Annotated in this window: 18 protein-coding genes; 12 read left to right on the forward strand and 6 right to left on the reverse strand. The window is 60.3% G+C overall.

Going from position 1 to position 16,538, the window contains the following annotated elements:
- The first annotated feature begins 203 nt into the window (after window positions 1-203).
- Genes ACA043_RS20460 through ACA043_RS20495 form a run of 8 tightly spaced genes read left to right on the forward strand, consistent with a single transcriptional unit; the run spans window position 204 to window position 6,458 of the window.
- Entirely contained in the window at window positions 204-1,403 is a 1,200-nt protein-coding gene (locus ACA043_RS20460; protein ID WP_401267208.1) for a PepSY-associated TM helix domain-containing protein, read from the forward strand.
- Window positions 1,400-1,939, forward strand: coding sequence for a PA2404 family protein (locus ACA043_RS20465; protein WP_497657816.1), 540 nt, complete (start codon window positions 1,400-1,402; stop codon window positions 1,937-1,939). Before ACA043_RS20460 ends, ACA043_RS20465 begins: the two co-directional genes overlap by 4 nt.
- Entirely contained in the window at window positions 1,936-2,274 is a 339-nt protein-coding gene (locus tag ACA043_RS20470) for a hypothetical protein (RefSeq protein WP_497657817.1), read from the forward strand. Before ACA043_RS20465 ends, ACA043_RS20470 begins: the two co-directional genes overlap by 4 nt.
- The gene (locus ACA043_RS20475) at window positions 2,271-2,846 is read left to right on the forward strand and encodes a DUF6162 family protein (RefSeq protein WP_497615021.1); all 576 of its coding nucleotides are present in this window, start codon (window positions 2,271-2,273) and stop codon (window positions 2,844-2,846) included. The genes ACA043_RS20470 and ACA043_RS20475 overlap by 4 nt, the downstream gene beginning before the upstream one ends.
- A 35-nt stretch (window positions 2,847-2,881) precedes the next feature.
- Window positions 2,882-3,811: a metal ABC transporter substrate-binding protein gene (locus ACA043_RS20480; RefSeq protein ID WP_497657818.1), complete on the forward strand. Its 930-nt coding sequence runs from the start codon at window positions 2,882-2,884 to the stop codon at window positions 3,809-3,811.
- A complete protein-coding gene (locus ACA043_RS20485; RefSeq protein WP_497657819.1) occupies window positions 3,808-4,653 on the forward strand; it encodes a metal ABC transporter ATP-binding protein in 846 nt (281 codons plus the stop codon). The genes ACA043_RS20480 and ACA043_RS20485 overlap by 4 nt, the downstream gene beginning before the upstream one ends.
- On the forward strand, window positions 4,653-5,552 hold the full coding sequence (locus ACA043_RS20490) for a metal ABC transporter permease (RefSeq protein WP_007917717.1): 900 nt from the start codon (window positions 4,653-4,655) through the stop codon (window positions 5,550-5,552). The genes ACA043_RS20485 and ACA043_RS20490 overlap by 1 nt, the downstream gene beginning before the upstream one ends.
- Window positions 5,553-6,458, forward strand: coding sequence for a metal ABC transporter substrate-binding protein (locus ACA043_RS20495; protein ID WP_497657820.1), 906 nt, complete (start codon window positions 5,553-5,555; stop codon window positions 6,456-6,458).
- Between the two features lie 175 nt (window positions 6,459-6,633).
- Here the strand turns inward: ACA043_RS20495 and ACA043_RS20500 are convergent, their stop codons facing one another.
- The 5 genes from ACA043_RS20500 to ACA043_RS20520 all read right to left on the reverse strand — a co-directional run bounded on the left by ACA043_RS20500 (window position 6,634) and on the right by ACA043_RS20520 (window position 11,107).
- A complete protein-coding gene (locus tag ACA043_RS20500) occupies window positions 6,634-6,858 on the reverse strand; it encodes an MbtH family protein (RefSeq protein WP_187679525.1) in 225 nt (74 codons plus the stop codon).
- 84 nt (window positions 6,859-6,942) lie between these two features.
- The gene (locus ACA043_RS20505; RefSeq protein WP_401267192.1) at window positions 6,943-8,355 is read right to left on the reverse strand and encodes an aspartate aminotransferase family protein; all 1,413 of its coding nucleotides are present in this window, start codon (window positions 8,353-8,355) and stop codon (window positions 6,943-6,945) included.
- 143 nt (window positions 8,356-8,498) lie between these two features.
- Window positions 8,499-8,984: a GNAT family N-acetyltransferase gene (locus ACA043_RS20510; RefSeq protein ID WP_401267190.1), complete on the reverse strand. Its 486-nt coding sequence runs from the start codon at window positions 8,982-8,984 to the stop codon at window positions 8,499-8,501.
- A 120-nt stretch (window positions 8,985-9,104) separates the two neighbouring features.
- Window positions 9,105-10,427, reverse strand: a complete 1,323-nt coding sequence (locus tag ACA043_RS20515; RefSeq protein ID WP_401267188.1) for an ATP-binding protein — start codon at window positions 10,425-10,427, stop codon at window positions 9,105-9,107.
- Window positions 10,427-11,107, reverse strand: a complete 681-nt coding sequence (locus tag ACA043_RS20520; RefSeq protein WP_187679529.1) for a response regulator — start codon at window positions 11,105-11,107, stop codon at window positions 10,427-10,429. Before ACA043_RS20520 ends, ACA043_RS20515 begins: the two co-directional genes overlap by 1 nt.
- 256 nt (window positions 11,108-11,363) lie before the next feature.
- Between ACA043_RS20520 and ACA043_RS20525 the strand changes: the two genes are divergently transcribed.
- The 4 genes from ACA043_RS20525 to dsbG all read left to right on the forward strand — a co-directional run bounded on the left by ACA043_RS20525 (window position 11,364) and on the right by dsbG (window position 15,502).
- A complete protein-coding gene (locus tag ACA043_RS20525) occupies window positions 11,364-12,056 on the forward strand; it encodes a hypothetical protein (protein ID WP_497657821.1) in 693 nt (230 codons plus the stop codon).
- A 97-nt stretch (window positions 12,057-12,153) separates the two neighbouring features.
- A complete protein-coding gene (gene dsbD / locus ACA043_RS20530) occupies window positions 12,154-13,887 on the forward strand; it encodes a protein-disulfide reductase DsbD (protein WP_497657822.1) in 1,734 nt (577 codons plus the stop codon).
- Entirely contained in the window at window positions 13,887-14,756 is an 870-nt protein-coding gene (locus tag ACA043_RS20535; protein ID WP_187679532.1) for a TlpA disulfide reductase family protein, read from the forward strand. The genes dsbD and ACA043_RS20535 overlap by 1 nt, the downstream gene beginning before the upstream one ends.
- On the forward strand, window positions 14,732-15,502 hold the full coding sequence (gene dsbG / locus ACA043_RS20540; protein WP_401267180.1) for a thiol:disulfide interchange protein DsbG: 771 nt from the start codon (window positions 14,732-14,734) through the stop codon (window positions 15,500-15,502). The genes ACA043_RS20535 and dsbG overlap by 25 nt, the downstream gene beginning before the upstream one ends.
- An 83-nt stretch (window positions 15,503-15,585) precedes the next feature.
- Here the strand turns inward: dsbG and ACA043_RS20545 are convergent, their stop codons facing one another.
- A complete protein-coding gene (locus tag ACA043_RS20545; RefSeq protein WP_497657823.1) occupies window positions 15,586-16,398 on the reverse strand; it encodes an alpha/beta fold hydrolase in 813 nt (270 codons plus the stop codon).
- Window positions 16,399-16,538: the final 140 nt, after the last annotated feature.

Genomic DNA, 16,538 nt, shown 5'->3' on the forward strand with positions numbered 1-16,538 from the left:
TGATCTCCCGCAAGGGTTCAATGGTGCAGATGCGAATTGCGAAACATTTGCTTTCATATCGATCATCGGGATTTACCTCGCTCATCCGTCCTATAGAGATGCAGGCCGTTCGCGTAGGCAAAAGCCACGAACGCCTTTCGGGGAATCCCGTGCTGCGAAGCCCGTAGCCGTGCTCCCTTCCACCGAAATCAAGACGCGTAATCATGTCGAAGAAATCCCGCTCCAAACTGTGGTTCCTGGTGCATAGCTGGCTCGCGTTACCCATCTGGTTTTTCGTCCTGATTGTCTGCGTGACCGGGACGTTGGCGGTGGTCAGCCAGGAGATCGTCTGGCTCGCCAATCCGCAGATGCGCGCCAGTCAGCCGTCGGACGATGCACCGCTGCTCAGCTACGATCAGGTGCTGGCGGCGATCAAGAAAGCCGAACCACAGACCGTGGTCGAAAGCATCAGCCGCCCCGACGAATCACACTTTGCCCTGGACGTAGAGGTCAGCTACCCGGACGGTCGTTCGCTGACGGTCTACGTCAACCCTTACACCGGGGTGATCCAGGGCACGGCACCGACCTTCAATTTCAAGGCGTTCACCCGTGCATTGCATGGCTGGTGGCTCGTGCCGTTCACCAACGGTTTCAGTTGGGGCTGGTATCTGGTGTCGTTCCTCGGCCTGCCTTTGCTGGTTTCGCTGATCACTGGTCTGGTGGTTTATAAACGCTTCTGGAAAGGTTTCTTTAACCCGACCCTGCGCTTTCGCCACGGCGCGCGGATTTTCTGGGGAGACTTCCACCGTCTCAGCGGTATCTGGTCGATCTGGTTCATTGCGGTGATTTCCATCACCGGCACCTGGTTCCTGATTCAGGCGTTGCTGTCGGATAACCAGATTTCCATTTCCAGCGAACCGATCATCCCGGCAATGGCCCGTGAGGCTGTACCGCTTTCGCCGGACGGCTCACCGCCCACGCGAATAAGCCTGGATCACGCCATTGAAATCGCCCAGCAGAAGATCCCCGGCCTGGAGGTCAGTTTCGTCAGCCTGCCGGGCAATGCCTACAGCCATATGAGTGTCGGTGGCCGTGGCTGGTATCCGCTGATGTTCCAGACCGCCACGATCAATCCGTACAACGGTGACATGGCGGCTTCGCGGTTGTTGTCCGATCGTTCCTCACTGGAATTCGTCACCGAATCCATGCGCCCGCTGCATACCGGGGACTTTGGCGGATTGTGGATCAAGCTGATCTGGTTTTTCTTCGGCCTGCTGCTGAGCATGATGGTGCTCAGCGGCCTGTTGATCTGGACCAAACGCACCGCCCTGGCGACCGCCAACGCACTCAAGCGGGAAAGTAAAAAGAATCGTGTCCTGCCCCAACCGGCCATGAATCGTGAAGTGTCGGAGGCCAACCTGTGAGCAAATCCACTGCTGCCGCTCAACCCTCACGCCTGAGTCAGTTCTGGCACAAATGGCGGTTTCACATCAACGTGCTGTTGCTGCTGATTCCGCTGGGCTTCATGCCCAAATACTTCGCCGATGCCGCCCTGTTCCGCGGCGACAGTGGCCTCGGTGAACGGGAAGTCGGCGAAATTCAGGTCGGCCCCTGGAGCCTGCGCCTCGCCGAGTTGCGCGAAGAAGCGCCGCGCGGCGGCCCGGCCGGTTATCTGAAAGGCTTCAATGCCGCCCTGTGTGACGCTTGCGTCGACAAGGTCAAGGCGACTTATCTGCGCATCGGCAAACCCCGCAGTCTGCGCGCCGCCGGAGTGATTTTCTTCGGCACCCCTTACCGCATGGGTGCCCAACTGCCAGTCCCGGAAAAAACCAAAGCCGATGCCGAACTGTGGATCACCATGGAAGGCTGGGACGGCAGCATGCATCAGGCCTCGATTCCCCTGAGCCAGGCCTCTCCCGCCACCCTTGCCTGGCTGAACACACAAGGAGCCAAACCATGAGCTGCTCTCGCCCTTCCCGCCTGCGGCTGAGCGCCGCGCTGCTGGTGCTGTTCGCCGGTTTCAGCGCCAGCGCTCTGGCGCATAACCCGATGTGTGAATGCAAAGCCATCGACGACGAGCAGATCCAATGCACCGGCGGTTTTTCCGACGGCAGCGGCGCCCCGGGCGTGACCCTCGACGTGATTGGCTACGACGAAACCATTCTGATGCCCGGCAAGCTCGGTAGTGACTCAACCCTGACCTTCAAGAAACCCGGCGCCGAGTTCTACGTGCTGTTCGACGCGGGCCCCGGCCATGTAGTCGAAATCGACCAAGCGGATATCGAAGCCCCATGAGTACGCCCACCACACAAATCGTGCGCCCGGCAGGTGCCGGCCACGAAACCCTCAACGTCCTGTTGTTGTGTCTGCTGATCCTCGCGCTGGCCGGCTCCGCGGTGGCCTGGCGCGGGGTTTCCCATGAACCGGAGCCCGTCGCCAGCAACCAGTTCGATGCCCGGCGTGACCTTAGCGCCGCCGAGCAAGGCATCTATGCCGACCTGCGGGTGACGCTGGACGAAATCCAGTTGCTGCGTGAAGAGCAGAAAACCCTGCCAACCCCGCAAAACCTGGCGGATGAAGGTTTCGCTCCGTTTGCCCAGGACGCCAGTTCCGTCAGTCGTGGCGGTCACGTCTGGCAAATGCAGGCCGACAGCGCCTATTTCGGTCACAGCCAGACGCCTGCCGTCGCCGGTTCGTTTCTGATGCGCGTCGATGCCGATGCCAAAGCGGCGCCAGATATATGGCTCAACCGCCAAGCCGAACTCAAGGCGCCTCAAGCGCTGACCGACGCGGCCCTGTCCGCCGCCGGCTGGAAACAGATCGTCGCGCAATACGATGCCGGGGTTACCCGCGAACATCGCCATTGATTCCTCGCACTCACCCGAGAGAAGACCGTTTGCCCATGTCTATTTCATCGCCACGCCGTCCGTTGTTGCGCCTGTTTCTAATGGGCCTGTGTGCCTGTCTGTTGAGCCCACTGGCCAGTGCCGATCAGGCAAAACGCCTGCGCATCGGCATTACCCTGCATCCTTATTACAGCTACGTGGCGAACATCGTCGGCGACAAGGCCGAGGTCGTGCCGCTGATTCCGGCCGGTTTCAACCCGCACGCTTACGAGCCACGGGCCGAGGACATCAAACGTATCAGCGGCCTGGACGTGATCGTGCTCAACGGTGTCGGCCATGACGACTTCGCTGACCGCATGATCGCCGCCAGCGAAACACCGAACATCAAGACCATCGAAGCCAACGAAAACGTGCCGCTGCTGGCCGCCACCGGAGTTGCCGCGCGCGGTGCCGGCAAAGTGGTCAACCCGCACACGTTCCTGTCGATCAGTGCTTCGATTGCCCAGGTCAACAACATCGCCCGGGAACTGGGCAAGCTCGACCCGGACAACGCCAAGACTTACACCCAGAACGCCCGTGCCTACGGCAAACGTCTGCGGCAGATGCGCGCCGACGCGCTGGCCAAGCTGACCCAGGCACCGAACGCCGAACTGCGCGTCGCCACCGTTCACGCGGCTTACGATTACCTGCTGCGCGAATTCGGTCTGGAAGTGACGGCCGTGGTCGAACCGGCCCACGGTATCGAGCCGAGCCCGAGCCAGTTGAAGAAGACCATCGACCAACTGCGCGAACTGGACGTGAAAGTGATCTTCTCGGAAATGGACTTTCCGTCCTCTTACGTCGACACCATTCAGCGAGAGTCCGGTGTGAAGCTGTACCCGCTGTCGCACATTTCCTACGGCGAATACACCACCGACAAGTACGAAAAGGAAATGACCGGCAACCTCAACACCGTGGTGCGGGCGATTCAGGAGTCAGGGGCATGACCTCCAAAGAAACCTTCTCTGACCAGTCCGAAACCCCTGTGGGAGCGAGCCTGCTCGCGAATGCGGTTGAACACTCAACGCATCCGTTGGCTGACACGACACCTTCGCGAGCAAGCTCGCTCCCACAGGTTTGCGGGCCGACTCTCGATTTTGCTGATGTCAGCCTGACCCTTGGGCGCACCACCATTCTCGACAAGGTCACCTTCCAGGTACACCCCGGCAGCGTGCATGCGCTGGTCGGCCCCAACGGTGGTGGCAAGAGTTCGCTGATCAAGACCTTGCTCGGCCAAATGCCGCATCAAGGCCAGTTGAGCCTGCAATGGCCCGGCGAGCCCGACACCATTGGCTACGTGCCGCAAGCGCTGGAATTCGACCGCGGCTTGCCAATGACGGTCGACGATTTCATGGCCGCCATGTGCCAGCGCCGCCCGGCGTTTCTCGGCTTGAGCAAACACTACGCTGGCGCCATCGGTGAGGCGCTGGAACGGGTCGGCATGCAAGACAAGCGCAAGCGACGCATGGGCGCGCTGTCCGGCGGCGAACGTCAGCGGGTCCTGCTCGCCCAAGGGCTCATCCCGGCGCCGCAACTGCTGGTGCTGGATGAACCGATGTCGGCGCTCGACGAGGCCGGGATTCAGGTGTTCGAACGCCTGCTCGGGGGCTGGCGCGCGGCGGGCATCACCGTGTTGTGGATCGAACATGATCTGGAGGCTGTCGGACGTCTGGCCGATCGCGTCACCGGTCTCAACCGTCGCGTGCTGTTCGATGCCACACCGCAACAGGCGCTGACCCCGGAGCGTCTGCTGACGCTGTTTTCGACCCATCCACGGAGCGCTGTCTGATGAGTTACGAAGCCTTTCGTTTGATGGTTCAGGGCTGGGCCTCGTCGGGTTACCTGCCCGAAGCGCTGGCCTATGGTTTTGTGGTCAATGCGCTGCTCGCGGGTCTGTTGATCGGCCCGGTGCTCGGCGGCCTCGGCACGCTGGTGGTGGTCAAGCGCTTTGCGTTTTTCTCCGAAGCAGTCGGCCACGCAGCGCTAACCGGCGTGGCCATCGGCATCCTGCTCGGCGAACCCTACACCGGGCCGTATGGCAGCCTGTTCGGTTACTGCCTGCTGTTCGGCATTCTGCTCAACTACCTGCGCAACCGCACGGGTCTGGCGCCTGACACCTTGATCGGCGTGTTCCTCTCGGTATCCCTGGCGCTGGGTGCGAGCCTGCTGCTGATTCTGGCCGGCAAGATCAACGTACACATTCTGGAAAACGTGCTGTTCGGTTCGGTGCTGACCGTCAACGGCAATGATCTGGCGGTGCTGGCCATCGTCGGTTCGCTGGTCATGGCCCTCGCGCTGCCGCTGTACAACCGCATCATGCTGGCCAGCTTCAATCCGCAACTGGCGGCGGTACGCGGGGTGGCGGTGAAGACCCTCGATTACTTGTTCGTGATTCTGGTGACGCTGATCACTGTGGCGGCGGTGAAAGTCATCGGTGCGATTCTGGTCGGTGCCCTGCTGGTGATTCCGGCGGCGGCGGCGCGTTTGCTCAGCCAGTCGCTCAAGGGCTTCTTCTGGTGTTCGGTACTGATTGCCACCGTCAGCACCTTGTGCGGGATTCTTGCGCCGATCGTCTTCGATCTGCCGATCCCGTCCGGCGCCGCGATCATTCTGGTCGCCGGCATTGCGTTCGCCCTCGCCGCCATCGCGCGCGGTGTCGTACCCAGCCTGAAAGGGAACCTTGGATAAATGGCTTTTTCACTGAGAAAACTGACCCTGAGCATGGCGCTGTGCGGCGTGGTCTGCAGCCCGTTGATGGCCGCCGAAAGCGCCAAGCCCTTGCGGGTGCTCGCCTCGCTACCGATCACCTACGGCTTGGGCGAAGCATTGCTCAAAGGCACCGATATCAACCTGGAACGCGCGGCGCCGGCGAACTTGCCGGGCAGCCGCCAGACCGCTTACTTCACGGGTCGCGGCGCTCCGGCGCTGGACAAACTGGCGAGTAATGCCGACGCGGTCATCGGCGTGCGCTCGCTGTGGGCCGATGACCCGCTGTACCCGATCGCCCGTCGCAGCAACATCCGTATTGTTGAGGTCGATGCCGCACGCCCGGTCGACGGTGCCCTGCCCGGTATTGCCGTGCAACCAGGGTTGAAGGTCGATGGACTGAACAGCCAGCCATGGCTGGCGAGCAACAACATGGGGCGCATGGCAGACGTGATGGCAGCGGATCTGGTGCGTCTGGCACCGACCGCCAAGCCGAAGATCGAAGCGAACCTGGCAGCATTGAAACAGCGCCTGCTCAAACTCAGCGCCGACAGCGAGGCGCGTCTGGCCAATGCAGACAATCTGAGTGTGATGAGCTTGAGCGATCACTTCGGCTATCTGATCGGTAGCCTGAATCTGGAGCTGATCGGGCAGGATCCACGTCCTGATGCAGAGTGGACGCCGGAGGATTTGAAGCAATTGACGGCGGCGCTCAAGGACAATGACGTGGCGGTGGTGCTGCATCACCGACAACCGTCAGACGCAGTGAAAGCGGCGATCGCCGAGTCCGGTAGTCATCTGGTGGTGTTGAGTACTGATGCCGAAGATCCGGTGGCGGAGCTTGAGGGGAATGTGGATCTGCTGCTCAAGGGGTTGAGTGGGGCGTAAGTTCAGTTACACCGCGTTATCGTTTATCGCGAGCAGGCTCACTCCTACAGGGTTAGGTGATTCCATGTGGGAGCCAGCCTGCTGGCGATGAGGCCAGCAAAGACAACGCATGTTCCGGACATGAAAAAACCCGCTGACTGTCTCCAGTCCAGCGGGTTTCTTTTTGGCCGGAAGCTTATTGAACCGCAGCCTGCCCTTCCATTTTCTGCCGCAGGCTCAGCGGGCGCATGTCAGTCCAGACTTCCTCGATGTAGGCCAGGCATTCCTTTTTCAGGCCGCTCTTGCCCACGGTGCGCCAGCCTTCTGGCACGGCCTTGTAATCCGGCCAGATCGAGTACTGCTCTTCGTGGTTGACCACGACCTGAAAGAGGATGTCCTCGCGGTCGAATACTGACGTCATGCTGGTTCTCCATCGTTGTAGGGGGGGGGCTGCACGGCAGGTGCAGCCGGGTATGTAGAAAGAACGTTCGGCGCGGCGAAAAATTTACTCGGCGGCGATGGCAGCAGCCAACGCACGACCGAAGATCTCGGCAACGCAGTCGATTTCGGCAGCGGTGATCACCAGCGGCGGGAGGAAACGCACCACCGCGCCGTGACGGCCACCCAACTCCAGAATCAAACCGCGTTTGAGACATTCGCGCTGCACGAGCGGTGCCAGCCGCGCAAACGCTGGTGGATGGCCGAGTGCGTCCGGCGCGCCGTTCGGGTCGACCAGTTCGACGCCAAGCATCAAGCCACGGCCGCGAATATCGCCCAGTTGCGGGAAGTCGCGCTGCAGGATGCGCAGGTGCTCGCTCAAGCGCGCACCCATGGCGGCGGCGTGTTCGCACACTTTGTGCTCAACCAGATAACGCATCACCGCAGAACCTGCTGCCATCGCCATCTGGTTGCCGCGGAAGGTGCCGGCGTGAGCGCCCGGCTGCCAGGTGTCGAGCCAGTCGCGATACACCACCACCGCCAGCGGCAGGCTGCCACCGATGGCTTTGGACAGCACCACCACGTCCGGGATGATGCCAGCGTGTTCGAAGGCAAACATCTTGCCGGTACGGGCGAAACCGCTCTGGATTTCGTCGACAATCAGCGCCACACCAGCTTTCTCGGTGATCCGACGCAAGCCGCGCAGCCATTCGATATCCGCCGGAATCACCCCGCCCTCGCCCTGCACCGCCTCGACGATCACCGCTGCTGGCAATTGCACGCCGGCCTCGGGATCGTTGAGCAGGTTTTCCAGGTAGCTCAGGTTGGCCTTCACCCCGGCTGCGCCGCCGAGGCCGAACGGACAACGATAGTCATACGGGAACGGCATGAACTGCACGCCATTGCTGAGCAACGCGCCCAACGGCTTTTTCGGCCCCAGGCTGCCCATCAGGCTCAACGCCCCTTGGCTCATGCCGTGGTAACCACCGGAGAATGACAGCACCGTGCTGCGCCCGGTCGCAGTGCGCACCAGTTTCAATGCCGCTTCCACTGCATCAGTGCCGGTCGGGCCGCAGAACTGGATCTTCGCTTGCGCCGCCAGATCCGGTGGCAGCAGGCCGAACAGATCCTGAACGAATTGATCCTTGACCGGGGTGGTCAGGTCGAGCGTATGCAGCGGCAACTCATCGGCCAATACCTGCTGGATCGCTTCGATCACCACCGGGTGGTTATGCCCCAGTGCCAGCGTGCCGGCACCGGCCAGGCAGTCAATAAAGGTGCGCCCTTCGACGTCTTCGACATACAGACCCTTGGCACGCTTGAGCGCCAGCGGAATGCGGCGCGGATAGCTACGGGCATTGGACTCCTGCTGTGCCTGACGGGTCAGCAGTGGCGATTCATTGAACTGATACAACGTTTCCGCTGGCACCGTGGTAACCCGGGCCGGCGACTCTTCGATAAGGCTGGTGGCGACTGACATCTCTCGACCCCTCAATTCGCTATGGATTGTGACCAAAACAGCACACCGGACAGGTGCGCGTTCCGGTCGCGGGGCGCACTTGCAGGTTTTCCTGTTCTGGAAACGCATAAGCGAGGCGAGGATTTAGCCCCTTGATCGACTCGTCATCCGGATAATGGCAGTGGCTTGTACATGGGCAGGATCTGCAAGCCTTTGTGTATGAGGGGTGGTTCAGATTCGCGATAGCCCAGATGATGATAGAACGCTTCGCCAGTGCGTGTGCTGTTGAGGTGGGCATGGAGCACACCGCGCACCCGCAGCCAGCCTTGCAGATCGTTCATCAGCGCTCGCCCCGCGCCACGGCGAAAGGATTCCGGTTGTACATAGCAGAGCACAATGTCGCCACTGCCCTGAGCCAGGCCGACACCGACCGGTTTGTCCGCCAGCAAGGCGATATTCAGATAGAAATGCGGGTCGGCAAGCCAGGCGCTGAGCAAATCGGCAGATTGCTGCCGGATCCAGTCGTTGACGATAAGCGGGTCGTTGCGATGATCGAGCGCACAACCGAATCGGATCGAACGTTCGATGATGCGACAGATGATGCCGACGTCGGCCAGGATGGCCGGACGAATACAGATGGGTGCTTCCATGGCGCTGTTCCCTCAATCCATTGAGTCAAAGCTGTCGTGACCTTAACGTCACGACAGCCGGATAGCCATTGGAGAGAGGTTACATTTGATGTGCCGCATGCAGATCCCGCGAGAGCGGTTTCAAATGGCCTGCAATGGCATGGTCAACTCAACGCGCAGCCCATCCGGGCGGCTGTCGAAATGCAGGGCACATTCGCAACGCTGGACGATGGCCTGAACAATCGCCAGGCCCAGGCCGCAGCCGGTACTCTGACCATTGCGCCAGAAGCGTTGGGTCAGATGTTGCAGATCATCCTGAGCGATGCCCGGGCCATGGTCCCGCACAATAAAACGTACGCGGTTGCCGATGGTTTCCAGACTCAACTCGACCGCACAGTCTTCGGGGGTGTGGCGCAGGGCGTTGTCGAGAAGATTGCGCAGCGCGGCAATCGACAGCACCGCCGGCATTTGCAAGGGTGCTGTCGAAAGCTGTTCCGGCAGTTGCAATTTGATTCGCAGGCGCTCGCCGCCCGTGGCATCGGCAATCGCTAGCCGCGCCACTTGCTCGGCGCTGCACTGCGAGCCGTCGTCAAACGACAGGCTGCCCTCGACCCGCGCCAGCAACAGCAATTGCTCAAGCGTGCGATGCAGGCGATCAGCGCCCTCCTCGGCCTTGGCCAGCGACTGATCGCGGGCGGCACCGTCGGTCATTCGCGCCACTTGCAGGTGGGTCTTGATCGCCGTGAGCGGGCTGCGCAGCTCGTGGGCGGCGTCGCCGGTCAGCCGACGTTCGCGCTCGATGGTCTTGCCAATGCGCTGGAACAGTTGATTCTGGGTATCGAGCAAAGGCTTCAATTCGCTGGGAAACGCCTGCAATTGCAAGGGTTCGAGCGAATCGGCATTGCGCCGCATCAAGGCCTCACGCAGACGGTTAAGCGGCGCCAGCCCTTGGCCGATCCCCAGCCACAGCAGGCACAGGCAGCCGAGCAACGCCACGCCCACCGGCACCGACGCCGCCAGCAGGATCGACATGTTCAGCGCTTCACGTTCGATCTGCCGATCCGCTGTGGTAATCCGCACATCGCCCCGGGCGAGAGTGAAACTGCGCCACGGCGCACCGTCGATCATCTGGTCGTGGAAGCCCATTTTCTCGGCTTCCAGCGCTTGTTCGGGATTGTTGTGGCTGCGTGCGAGAATTTCTCCGCGCAAGGAACTGACCTGGCAGGCCATGCCACCGGGAATGTTCAGTTGTTCGGCACTGAAATGGGTGCCTTCGCCCTTGCTCGGCAGGGTCGGCAGTTGCTCCAGCAAACCGGCGACCATGCGCGCCGACGCCACCAGACGCTGATCAAGGGAAAACATCATCTGATTGCGCAGGTCGCTGAGCATCCAGGCCGCCGCCAGCGCCCAGATCAGCGCAAACGCGGCGCCGAGAGTCAGGCTCAGGCGCAGTCGTAGGCTCATCACTTGCCTTGTTCTCCACCATCGGCCGGCCCCAGGCGATAACCCAGACCGCGCACGGTTTCGACGATGCCTTTGCCGAGTTTGCTGCGCAGGTGGTGGATATGCACGTTCAACGCGTTGCTCTCCAGCTCATCATTGAAACCGTAGACGCTGTCTTTCAATTGCTCGGTGGACAGCACCCGACCGCGATTGTGCAGCAGAGCCTGCAACAGGGATTGTTCGCGTCGCGACAAATCCACCGGTTGCCCGGCCAGCATGGTTTCGCGGCTGCTTGGGTCGTAGGTCAACGCACCGTGTTCAATCAGGTTGACGCTGCGCCCGGCCACTCGACGCAGCAAGGTTTGCAGACGGGCGAATAGCTCACGCAGATCGAACGGTTTGAGCAAGTAATCGTCGGCACCGGCCTGCAAGCCGTCGACCCGGTCAGTGACCGAATCGCGCGCGGTCAGAATCAGCACCGGAATCTCCAGACCGTGCTGACGCAGTTGCTGCAGCAGTTTCAGGCCATCTTCGTCGGGCAGGCCGAGGTCGAGCACCATCACGTCAAACTCGGCAACCTTGAGCATCGCCCGCGCCTTGGACGCGGTGTTGACGTGCTCGACTGTCAGCCCTTGAGCCGTGAGGCCGGCAACGATGCCGCTGGCGATCAGCTCATCGTCTTCGCAAACCAGTACGTGCATGGGCGCTCCCTGAAAAAAATGCGAGTGAAGCAGGTGAGGATTAAGCGGCAATTATGGCCATCCTCGGTAGTGACGGGAAGCCGCTCGCAGAATTGAGCAGGCCTGCACCCGGCGGAACACATTCCTTAATTGCGCACTGCCGGCACTTCAATAAGTCCCGAGAAATGAAATCCCACACTTAAGCACTACTGATAATTAATCCAGCCGGATAACCTGCCTGCACATTAAAACAACCCGTTAAAAGGAATTAACAAACATGCCAAAACTTGAAAACTTCGTTGCCGTTGATTGGCGCTCCGGCCCCGATAGAATCTATTTCTTCTTCAAAAACACCGACACTTACTCTCAATTCAGCATTGGCGACAATACGGTACCCGATGGCTATCCACGCCCCATCATGGGTCGCTGGGATGCATTTGATCTGCATGCCAAGGATCTGCGCTTCGGATTTACCTCGACCTCGCTGGGGTTCAACGCCGGAAGCGACGAAGACATCGCCTGGCTGTTCTTTTACTACGGCGACATACCGGCCGTGTGCAAATACAACCAGGATGAAGATAGAGTCACCGGTATTTACAAAGTCGCCGATACGCTCTGGAAACCGATTGTTCCCTACTTTGACAAAATCATTGCCGGCACGTGGGCAGAAATAACGGGGCACCCTTTTCTGTTCAGGTTCATTCTCAATGACGGTCATTACCTGACGCTCAACTACAAAGCAAAAACACTGACCCGCAACCCGTTCGGCCAACATCGTCTGGGCGCGTTGATCCCGTTTAAAAATCGAATGATCACGGCCGCACAAAATGATCGAACTTTCGCAGACAGTTACTGGTACATCTTTCTCACCAACAACCAGTACCTGATTTACAACATTCAGACGGATCGACTGGTCTCCGGCCCGCACCCAATCAATGACAGCAATTGGCCGGGACTGCTGCGTGACTGATTGGCCGAACCCGGGGAGCCTTGTAGGATACGGTTAATTATCGGTTAATCGCCGCCGCCCATTCTGCACCTCAATTGCACAGGGACAAGGCTTCTCCATGCGTCGTATTTTTCTACTGTTTGCGCTTCTGATCTCGGGCCTGGCCCAGGCCGGGAATAATCCTTTTGAGACTAAACCGGAGTTTTTGCCGGTCGACAAAGCGTTTGTACTCACCTCCGAACGCCTGGAATCGGGTGAAACCCAGCTCTTCTGGCAGATCACCGACGGCTATTACCTGTACCAGAAACGTCTGAAGTTCGACGGCCTGACCGCCGAGCAGCAGCCAACATTGCCCGAAGGTGAATCCCACAGCGACGAGTTCTTCGGTGAACAACCGGTCTATCGCCAAGGGCTGGAAGTGAAGATCCCGGCGGCGGCCACCGGGCAGATCAAAGTCAGTTATCAGGGCTGTGCCGATGCGGGCCTTTGTTATCCGCCGCAAACCCGGGTCATTGATCTGGGCGGCAAAGCGACCGCCTCGGCAGGCGCCGAAGCACCGGATCAAGCTCTGGCCAGCTGCCTGCAACAACGAGCGCTGGGCTGGAGCCTGCTGGTGTTTTTCGGCCTCGGCCTGCTATTGGCGTTCACCCCGTGTACGTTGCCGATGTTGCCGATTCTGGCCGGGATGATTGTCGGCAGTGGCGCGACGCCGCGCCGTGGTTTCGCGCTGGCCGGCAGTTATGTGATTTGCATGGCGCTGGTGTATGCCGCGATGGGCGTGATTGCTGCGCTGCTCGGGGCAAACTTGCAAGCCTGGTTACAGAATCCGTGGCTGCTCGGCGCCTTCGCGGCAGTGTTTGTGGTGCTGGCGCTACCGATGTTCGGCTTCTTTGAATTGCAATTGCCAGTGGCCTTGCGTGATCGACTGGAACACGCCTCACGCAGTCGCAGCGGCGGCAGCCTGATTGGTGCTGGCGTGCTCGGCGCGCTATCTGGCTTGCTGGTCGGTCCGTGCATGACCGCACCGCTGGCCGGTGCCCTGCTGTATATCGCGCAAAGCGGCAACGCCTTGCACGGCGGGTTGATCCTGTTCTCGCTGGGGATCGGCATTGGTGTGCCGCTGTTGCTGCTGGTGACGGTCGGCAATCGCTTCCTGCCAAAACCCGGCGATTGGATGAATCTGCTCAAGGGCATCTTCGGCTTCCTGTTCCTCGCGACGGCATTGTTGATGTTGCGCCCGGTGCTGGATCCATCGTTGTGGCTCGGTCTGTGTGGTGCCCTGCTGTTGATCGCTGCTTATTGCGCCTGGAAACAGTCCGATGGCTTTGGCCGTGTCGCCCAACTGTTTGGTGCTACTGGATTACTGCTCGGGTTATGGGGCGGTTTGCTGGTAGTAGGTGCGGCAGGCGGCAGCGATGATCCGTATCAGCCATTGCAGGTTTACAGCGCCGGTCGTGCAACCAGCGCCGCGCCGAGTGGCCATGACGCGTTCACCACGATCAAGGATCCGGCGGCACTGCAACGCGAACTCGATACCGCCAAGGCTCAGGGCCAGTGGGTGCTGCTCGATTACTACGCCGACTGGTGCGTATCGTGCAAAGTCATGGAAAAGCAGGTGTTCGGCAAGGACAAGGTGATGCAGGCGCTGAGCGATGTACGTCTGCTTCGACTGGATGTCACCGCCGACAACGCCGCCAGTCGCGAATTGCTCAGCCGTTATAAAGTGCCCGGGCCACCGAGTTTCGTGTGGATCGGCGCCGATGGCGAAGAGCGCCGCAGCCAGCGCATCACCGGCGAAGTCGATGCCGATACGTTCCTGCAACGCTGGACCACCACCCGAGACGCCAATTAATGCTGACTTTCACCCTCGGCACCTTTGCCATCGCGCTTAACCACCTGCTGCTGATCAGTGCCTTGGCACTGGCAACCTTCGTCGGTTGGCGAGTGGCCAAACGCGGTGGCGATAATCCCGAGTCGGCGCTGTTCAGTCTTTTTCTGCTCGGCATGCTGGCAGCGCGCATTGCCTTTGTGGCTTTGTATTGGTCGCACTACCGCAACGATCCGTGGCAGATCGTCGATCTGCGCGATGGCGGTTTCCTCGCTTGGCCGGGGGTGATCGTCCTGCTGCTCGCCGCGCTGTATCGCGGCTGGCGGCGTCCGGGCCTGCGTCGGCCGCTGGGCTTTGGCGTCGCCAGCGGTGTGGCCTTCTGGCTGTTGGCGACGCTGTCGCTGAACATCTACGAACAAGGCACCCGACTGCCGGACATCACCCTGCGTAACGCTGCCGGGGAAACCATCAAACTCAGCGACTATAAGGGCGGCCCGCTGGTGATCAACCTGTGGGCGACCTGGTGTCCACCGTGCCGGCGCGAAATGCCGGTACTGGAAAATGCCCAGCAGCAACGCCCGGACCTGACGTTCCTGTTCGTCAATCAGGCCGAAAGCATGCAAAGCGTCGCGACATTTCTCGAAACTCAAGGCCTGAGCCTCAACAACGTGTTGTTCGATCGCGGCGGCCGACTGGGCCAGGCCGTGGGTTCCATGGCATTGCCGACTACCCTGTTCTATAACCCCGATGGTCGATTGTTGGCCAGTCATCTGGGCGAGTTGTCGAACGCCAGCCTGGCTCGCGCCCTGGAAAACTTCGATACCCCAAATCCGACCGCCGCACCGTCCACCTCTTCAAGGAAACTGCCATGCCCCGCCTCCGCCACCTGCTGACGCTGACTCTGGGCACTGCCCTGCTGCAACTGCCGTCGGTTCAGGCCGCTGAAGAATTGCCTGCGGCGATCAAACAGATCGAAGCCAAAGGCGCAAAAATCGTCGGCCAGTTCGATGCCCCCGATGGCTTGCGCGGTTACGCGGCGCAGTACCAGAACCGCGGCATGGCGCTGTACCTGACCCCGGACGGCAAACACGTGCTGCTGGGCAATCTGTACGACGCCGATGGCAAAGACTTGAGCAGCGAACCGTTGCAAAAACTGGTCTACGCGCCGCTGGCCAAGGAAGTCTGGGCCAAGTTCGAAGCGAGCAACTGGATTCAGGACGGCAACAAGGATGCGCCGCGCACGGTGTACCTGTTCAGCGATCCAAATTGCCCGTATTGCAACATGTTCTGGGAACAGGCCCGACCGTGGGTCAAGGCCGGCAAGGTGCAGTTGCGCCACATCATGGTCGGCATCATCCGCGAAGACAGCCCGGGCAAGTCCGCCGCGTTGCTGGCGGCCAAGGATCCGAGTAAAGCCCTGGAAGATCACGAAAAGGCCGGCAAGGGCAGTTCGCTCAAGGCGTTGAAAGACATTCCAGCGGCAGTGCAGACCAAACTCGCGGCGAACATGCAGTTGATGGAAGACCTGGAGTTGCAGGCCACACCAGCGATTTTCTACATGGACGACAAGGGTGAACTGCAACAGCAGCAAGGCGCACCGACGCCGGACAAGTTGGTGAAGATTCTCGGGCCGAAGTAAGCAAGATCAAAAGATCGCAGCGTGCCGCAGCTCCTACAGAAGAATGCGATCCTCTGTAGGAGCTGTGGCACGCTGCGATCTTTTTAATTGCGCTCAGCCAAAAACTTCAGCAATGCCTCATTCACAAACTCTGGATTCTCCAGATTGGAGATATGCCCTGCCTCCGGTACCAGCCCCCACGGGCAGCCGATCAGCTCTGCCATTTCCTTGGCTTCCGACGGCGGCCGTGGCTTGTCCTGATCGCCGCACAATACCAGCGTGGTCGCTGCATTCAGCTCGCCCAGACGCGGCAACAGATCATCGCGACCAAAGGTGATGCGGCCCATTGGCACGATGCTTTCGCGCAGGCGATCGGCTGAATACGCCGCCAGTTTTGCGCGGAAGTCCTGGTAAAGCGCCGACTGTGGATCGATCCCCGGCCGGAAGAAAATAGGCACGACGATATCGAGCAATTGCTCCGAGATTTCGCCGGTTTCTTCGATCTGTTTGAACAACGAGAAGTAGTACTGACGGGTGGGCTCGGGTTCAACACCAACATAGGTGTCCATCAACACCAGACCATTGAGCCGCTGCGGTGCCGCCAGTGCCAGACGCACGCCCCACATGCCGCCGACCGACAATCCCACCAAAGTCACCTGATCGATATCCAGATGATCGAGCAAGGCCTGCGCCTGACGGGCGATGTCGTCCAGAGATGTGGTGCCTTGCGGCAATCGCCCGGACTCGCCATGGCCCCACAGATCCAGCGCAATCACCCGATAGTGCGACGACAGCGCAGCGATCTGCGGCGCCCACATGGCTTGGTCCCACAGGTAACTGCCGGCCAGCAGCACAGCCGGGCCGTTGCCTTGGTCAATGTAATGAAGGGCTTGTCCGTCCACCGTGAAAAAAGGCATCGATTCACCTGCGCGGGAAAAAAGAGAACCGGCAGACTGAGCTGCCGGTTCTGGATCGTCAACCCTGGAAATGTACGCGAATGTACAGGTTGAATTTTGTTGAACTCACTAACGCCATCGCTGACAAGGGCGCTAGAGAA

The sequence above is a fragment of the Pseudomonas sp. LBUM1648 genome, from assembly GCF_059716145.1.

Coding starts and splice junctions, on each gene's coding strand:
- ACA043_RS20525 (WP_497657821.1), top strand. CDS start 11,364: ATGCCAAAACTTGAAAACTTCGTTGCCGTTGATTGGCGCTCCGGCCCC.
- ACA043_RS20505 (WP_401267192.1), bottom strand. CDS start 8,355: ATGTCAGTCGCCACCAGCCTTATCGAAGAGTCGCCGGCCCGGGTTACC.
- ACA043_RS20470 (WP_497657817.1), top strand. CDS start 1,936: ATGAGCTGCTCTCGCCCTTCCCGCCTGCGGCTGAGCGCCGCGCTGCTG.
- dsbD (WP_497657822.1), top strand. CDS start 12,154: ATGCGTCGTATTTTTCTACTGTTTGCGCTTCTGATCTCGGGCCTGGCC.
- ACA043_RS20535 (WP_187679532.1), top strand. CDS start 13,887: ATGCTGACTTTCACCCTCGGCACCTTTGCCATCGCGCTTAACCACCTG.
- ACA043_RS20485 (WP_497657819.1), top strand. CDS start 3,808: ATGACCTCCAAAGAAACCTTCTCTGACCAGTCCGAAACCCCTGTGGGA.
- ACA043_RS20495 (WP_497657820.1), top strand. CDS start 5,553: ATGGCTTTTTCACTGAGAAAACTGACCCTGAGCATGGCGCTGTGCGGC.
- ACA043_RS20515 (WP_401267188.1), bottom strand. CDS start 10,427: ATGAGCCTACGACTGCGCCTGAGCCTGACTCTCGGCGCCGCGTTTGCG.
- ACA043_RS20545 (WP_497657823.1), bottom strand. CDS start 16,398: ATGCCTTTTTTCACGGTGGACGGACAAGCCCTTCATTACATTGACCAA.
- dsbG (WP_401267180.1), top strand. CDS start 14,732: ATGCCCCGCCTCCGCCACCTGCTGACGCTGACTCTGGGCACTGCCCTG.
- ACA043_RS20475 (WP_497615021.1), top strand. CDS start 2,271: ATGAGTACGCCCACCACACAAATCGTGCGCCCGGCAGGTGCCGGCCAC.
- ACA043_RS20480 (WP_497657818.1), top strand. CDS start 2,882: ATGTCTATTTCATCGCCACGCCGTCCGTTGTTGCGCCTGTTTCTAATG.
- ACA043_RS20460 (WP_401267208.1), top strand. CDS start 204: ATGTCGAAGAAATCCCGCTCCAAACTGTGGTTCCTGGTGCATAGCTGG.
- ACA043_RS20490 (WP_007917717.1), top strand. CDS start 4,653: ATGAGTTACGAAGCCTTTCGTTTGATGGTTCAGGGCTGGGCCTCGTCG.
- ACA043_RS20510 (WP_401267190.1), bottom strand. CDS start 8,984: ATGGAAGCACCCATCTGTATTCGTCCGGCCATCCTGGCCGACGTCGGC.
- ACA043_RS20500 (WP_187679525.1), bottom strand. CDS start 6,858: ATGACGTCAGTATTCGACCGCGAGGACATCCTCTTTCAGGTCGTGGTC.
- ACA043_RS20520 (WP_187679529.1), bottom strand. CDS start 11,107: ATGCACGTACTGGTTTGCGAAGACGATGAGCTGATCGCCAGCGGCATC.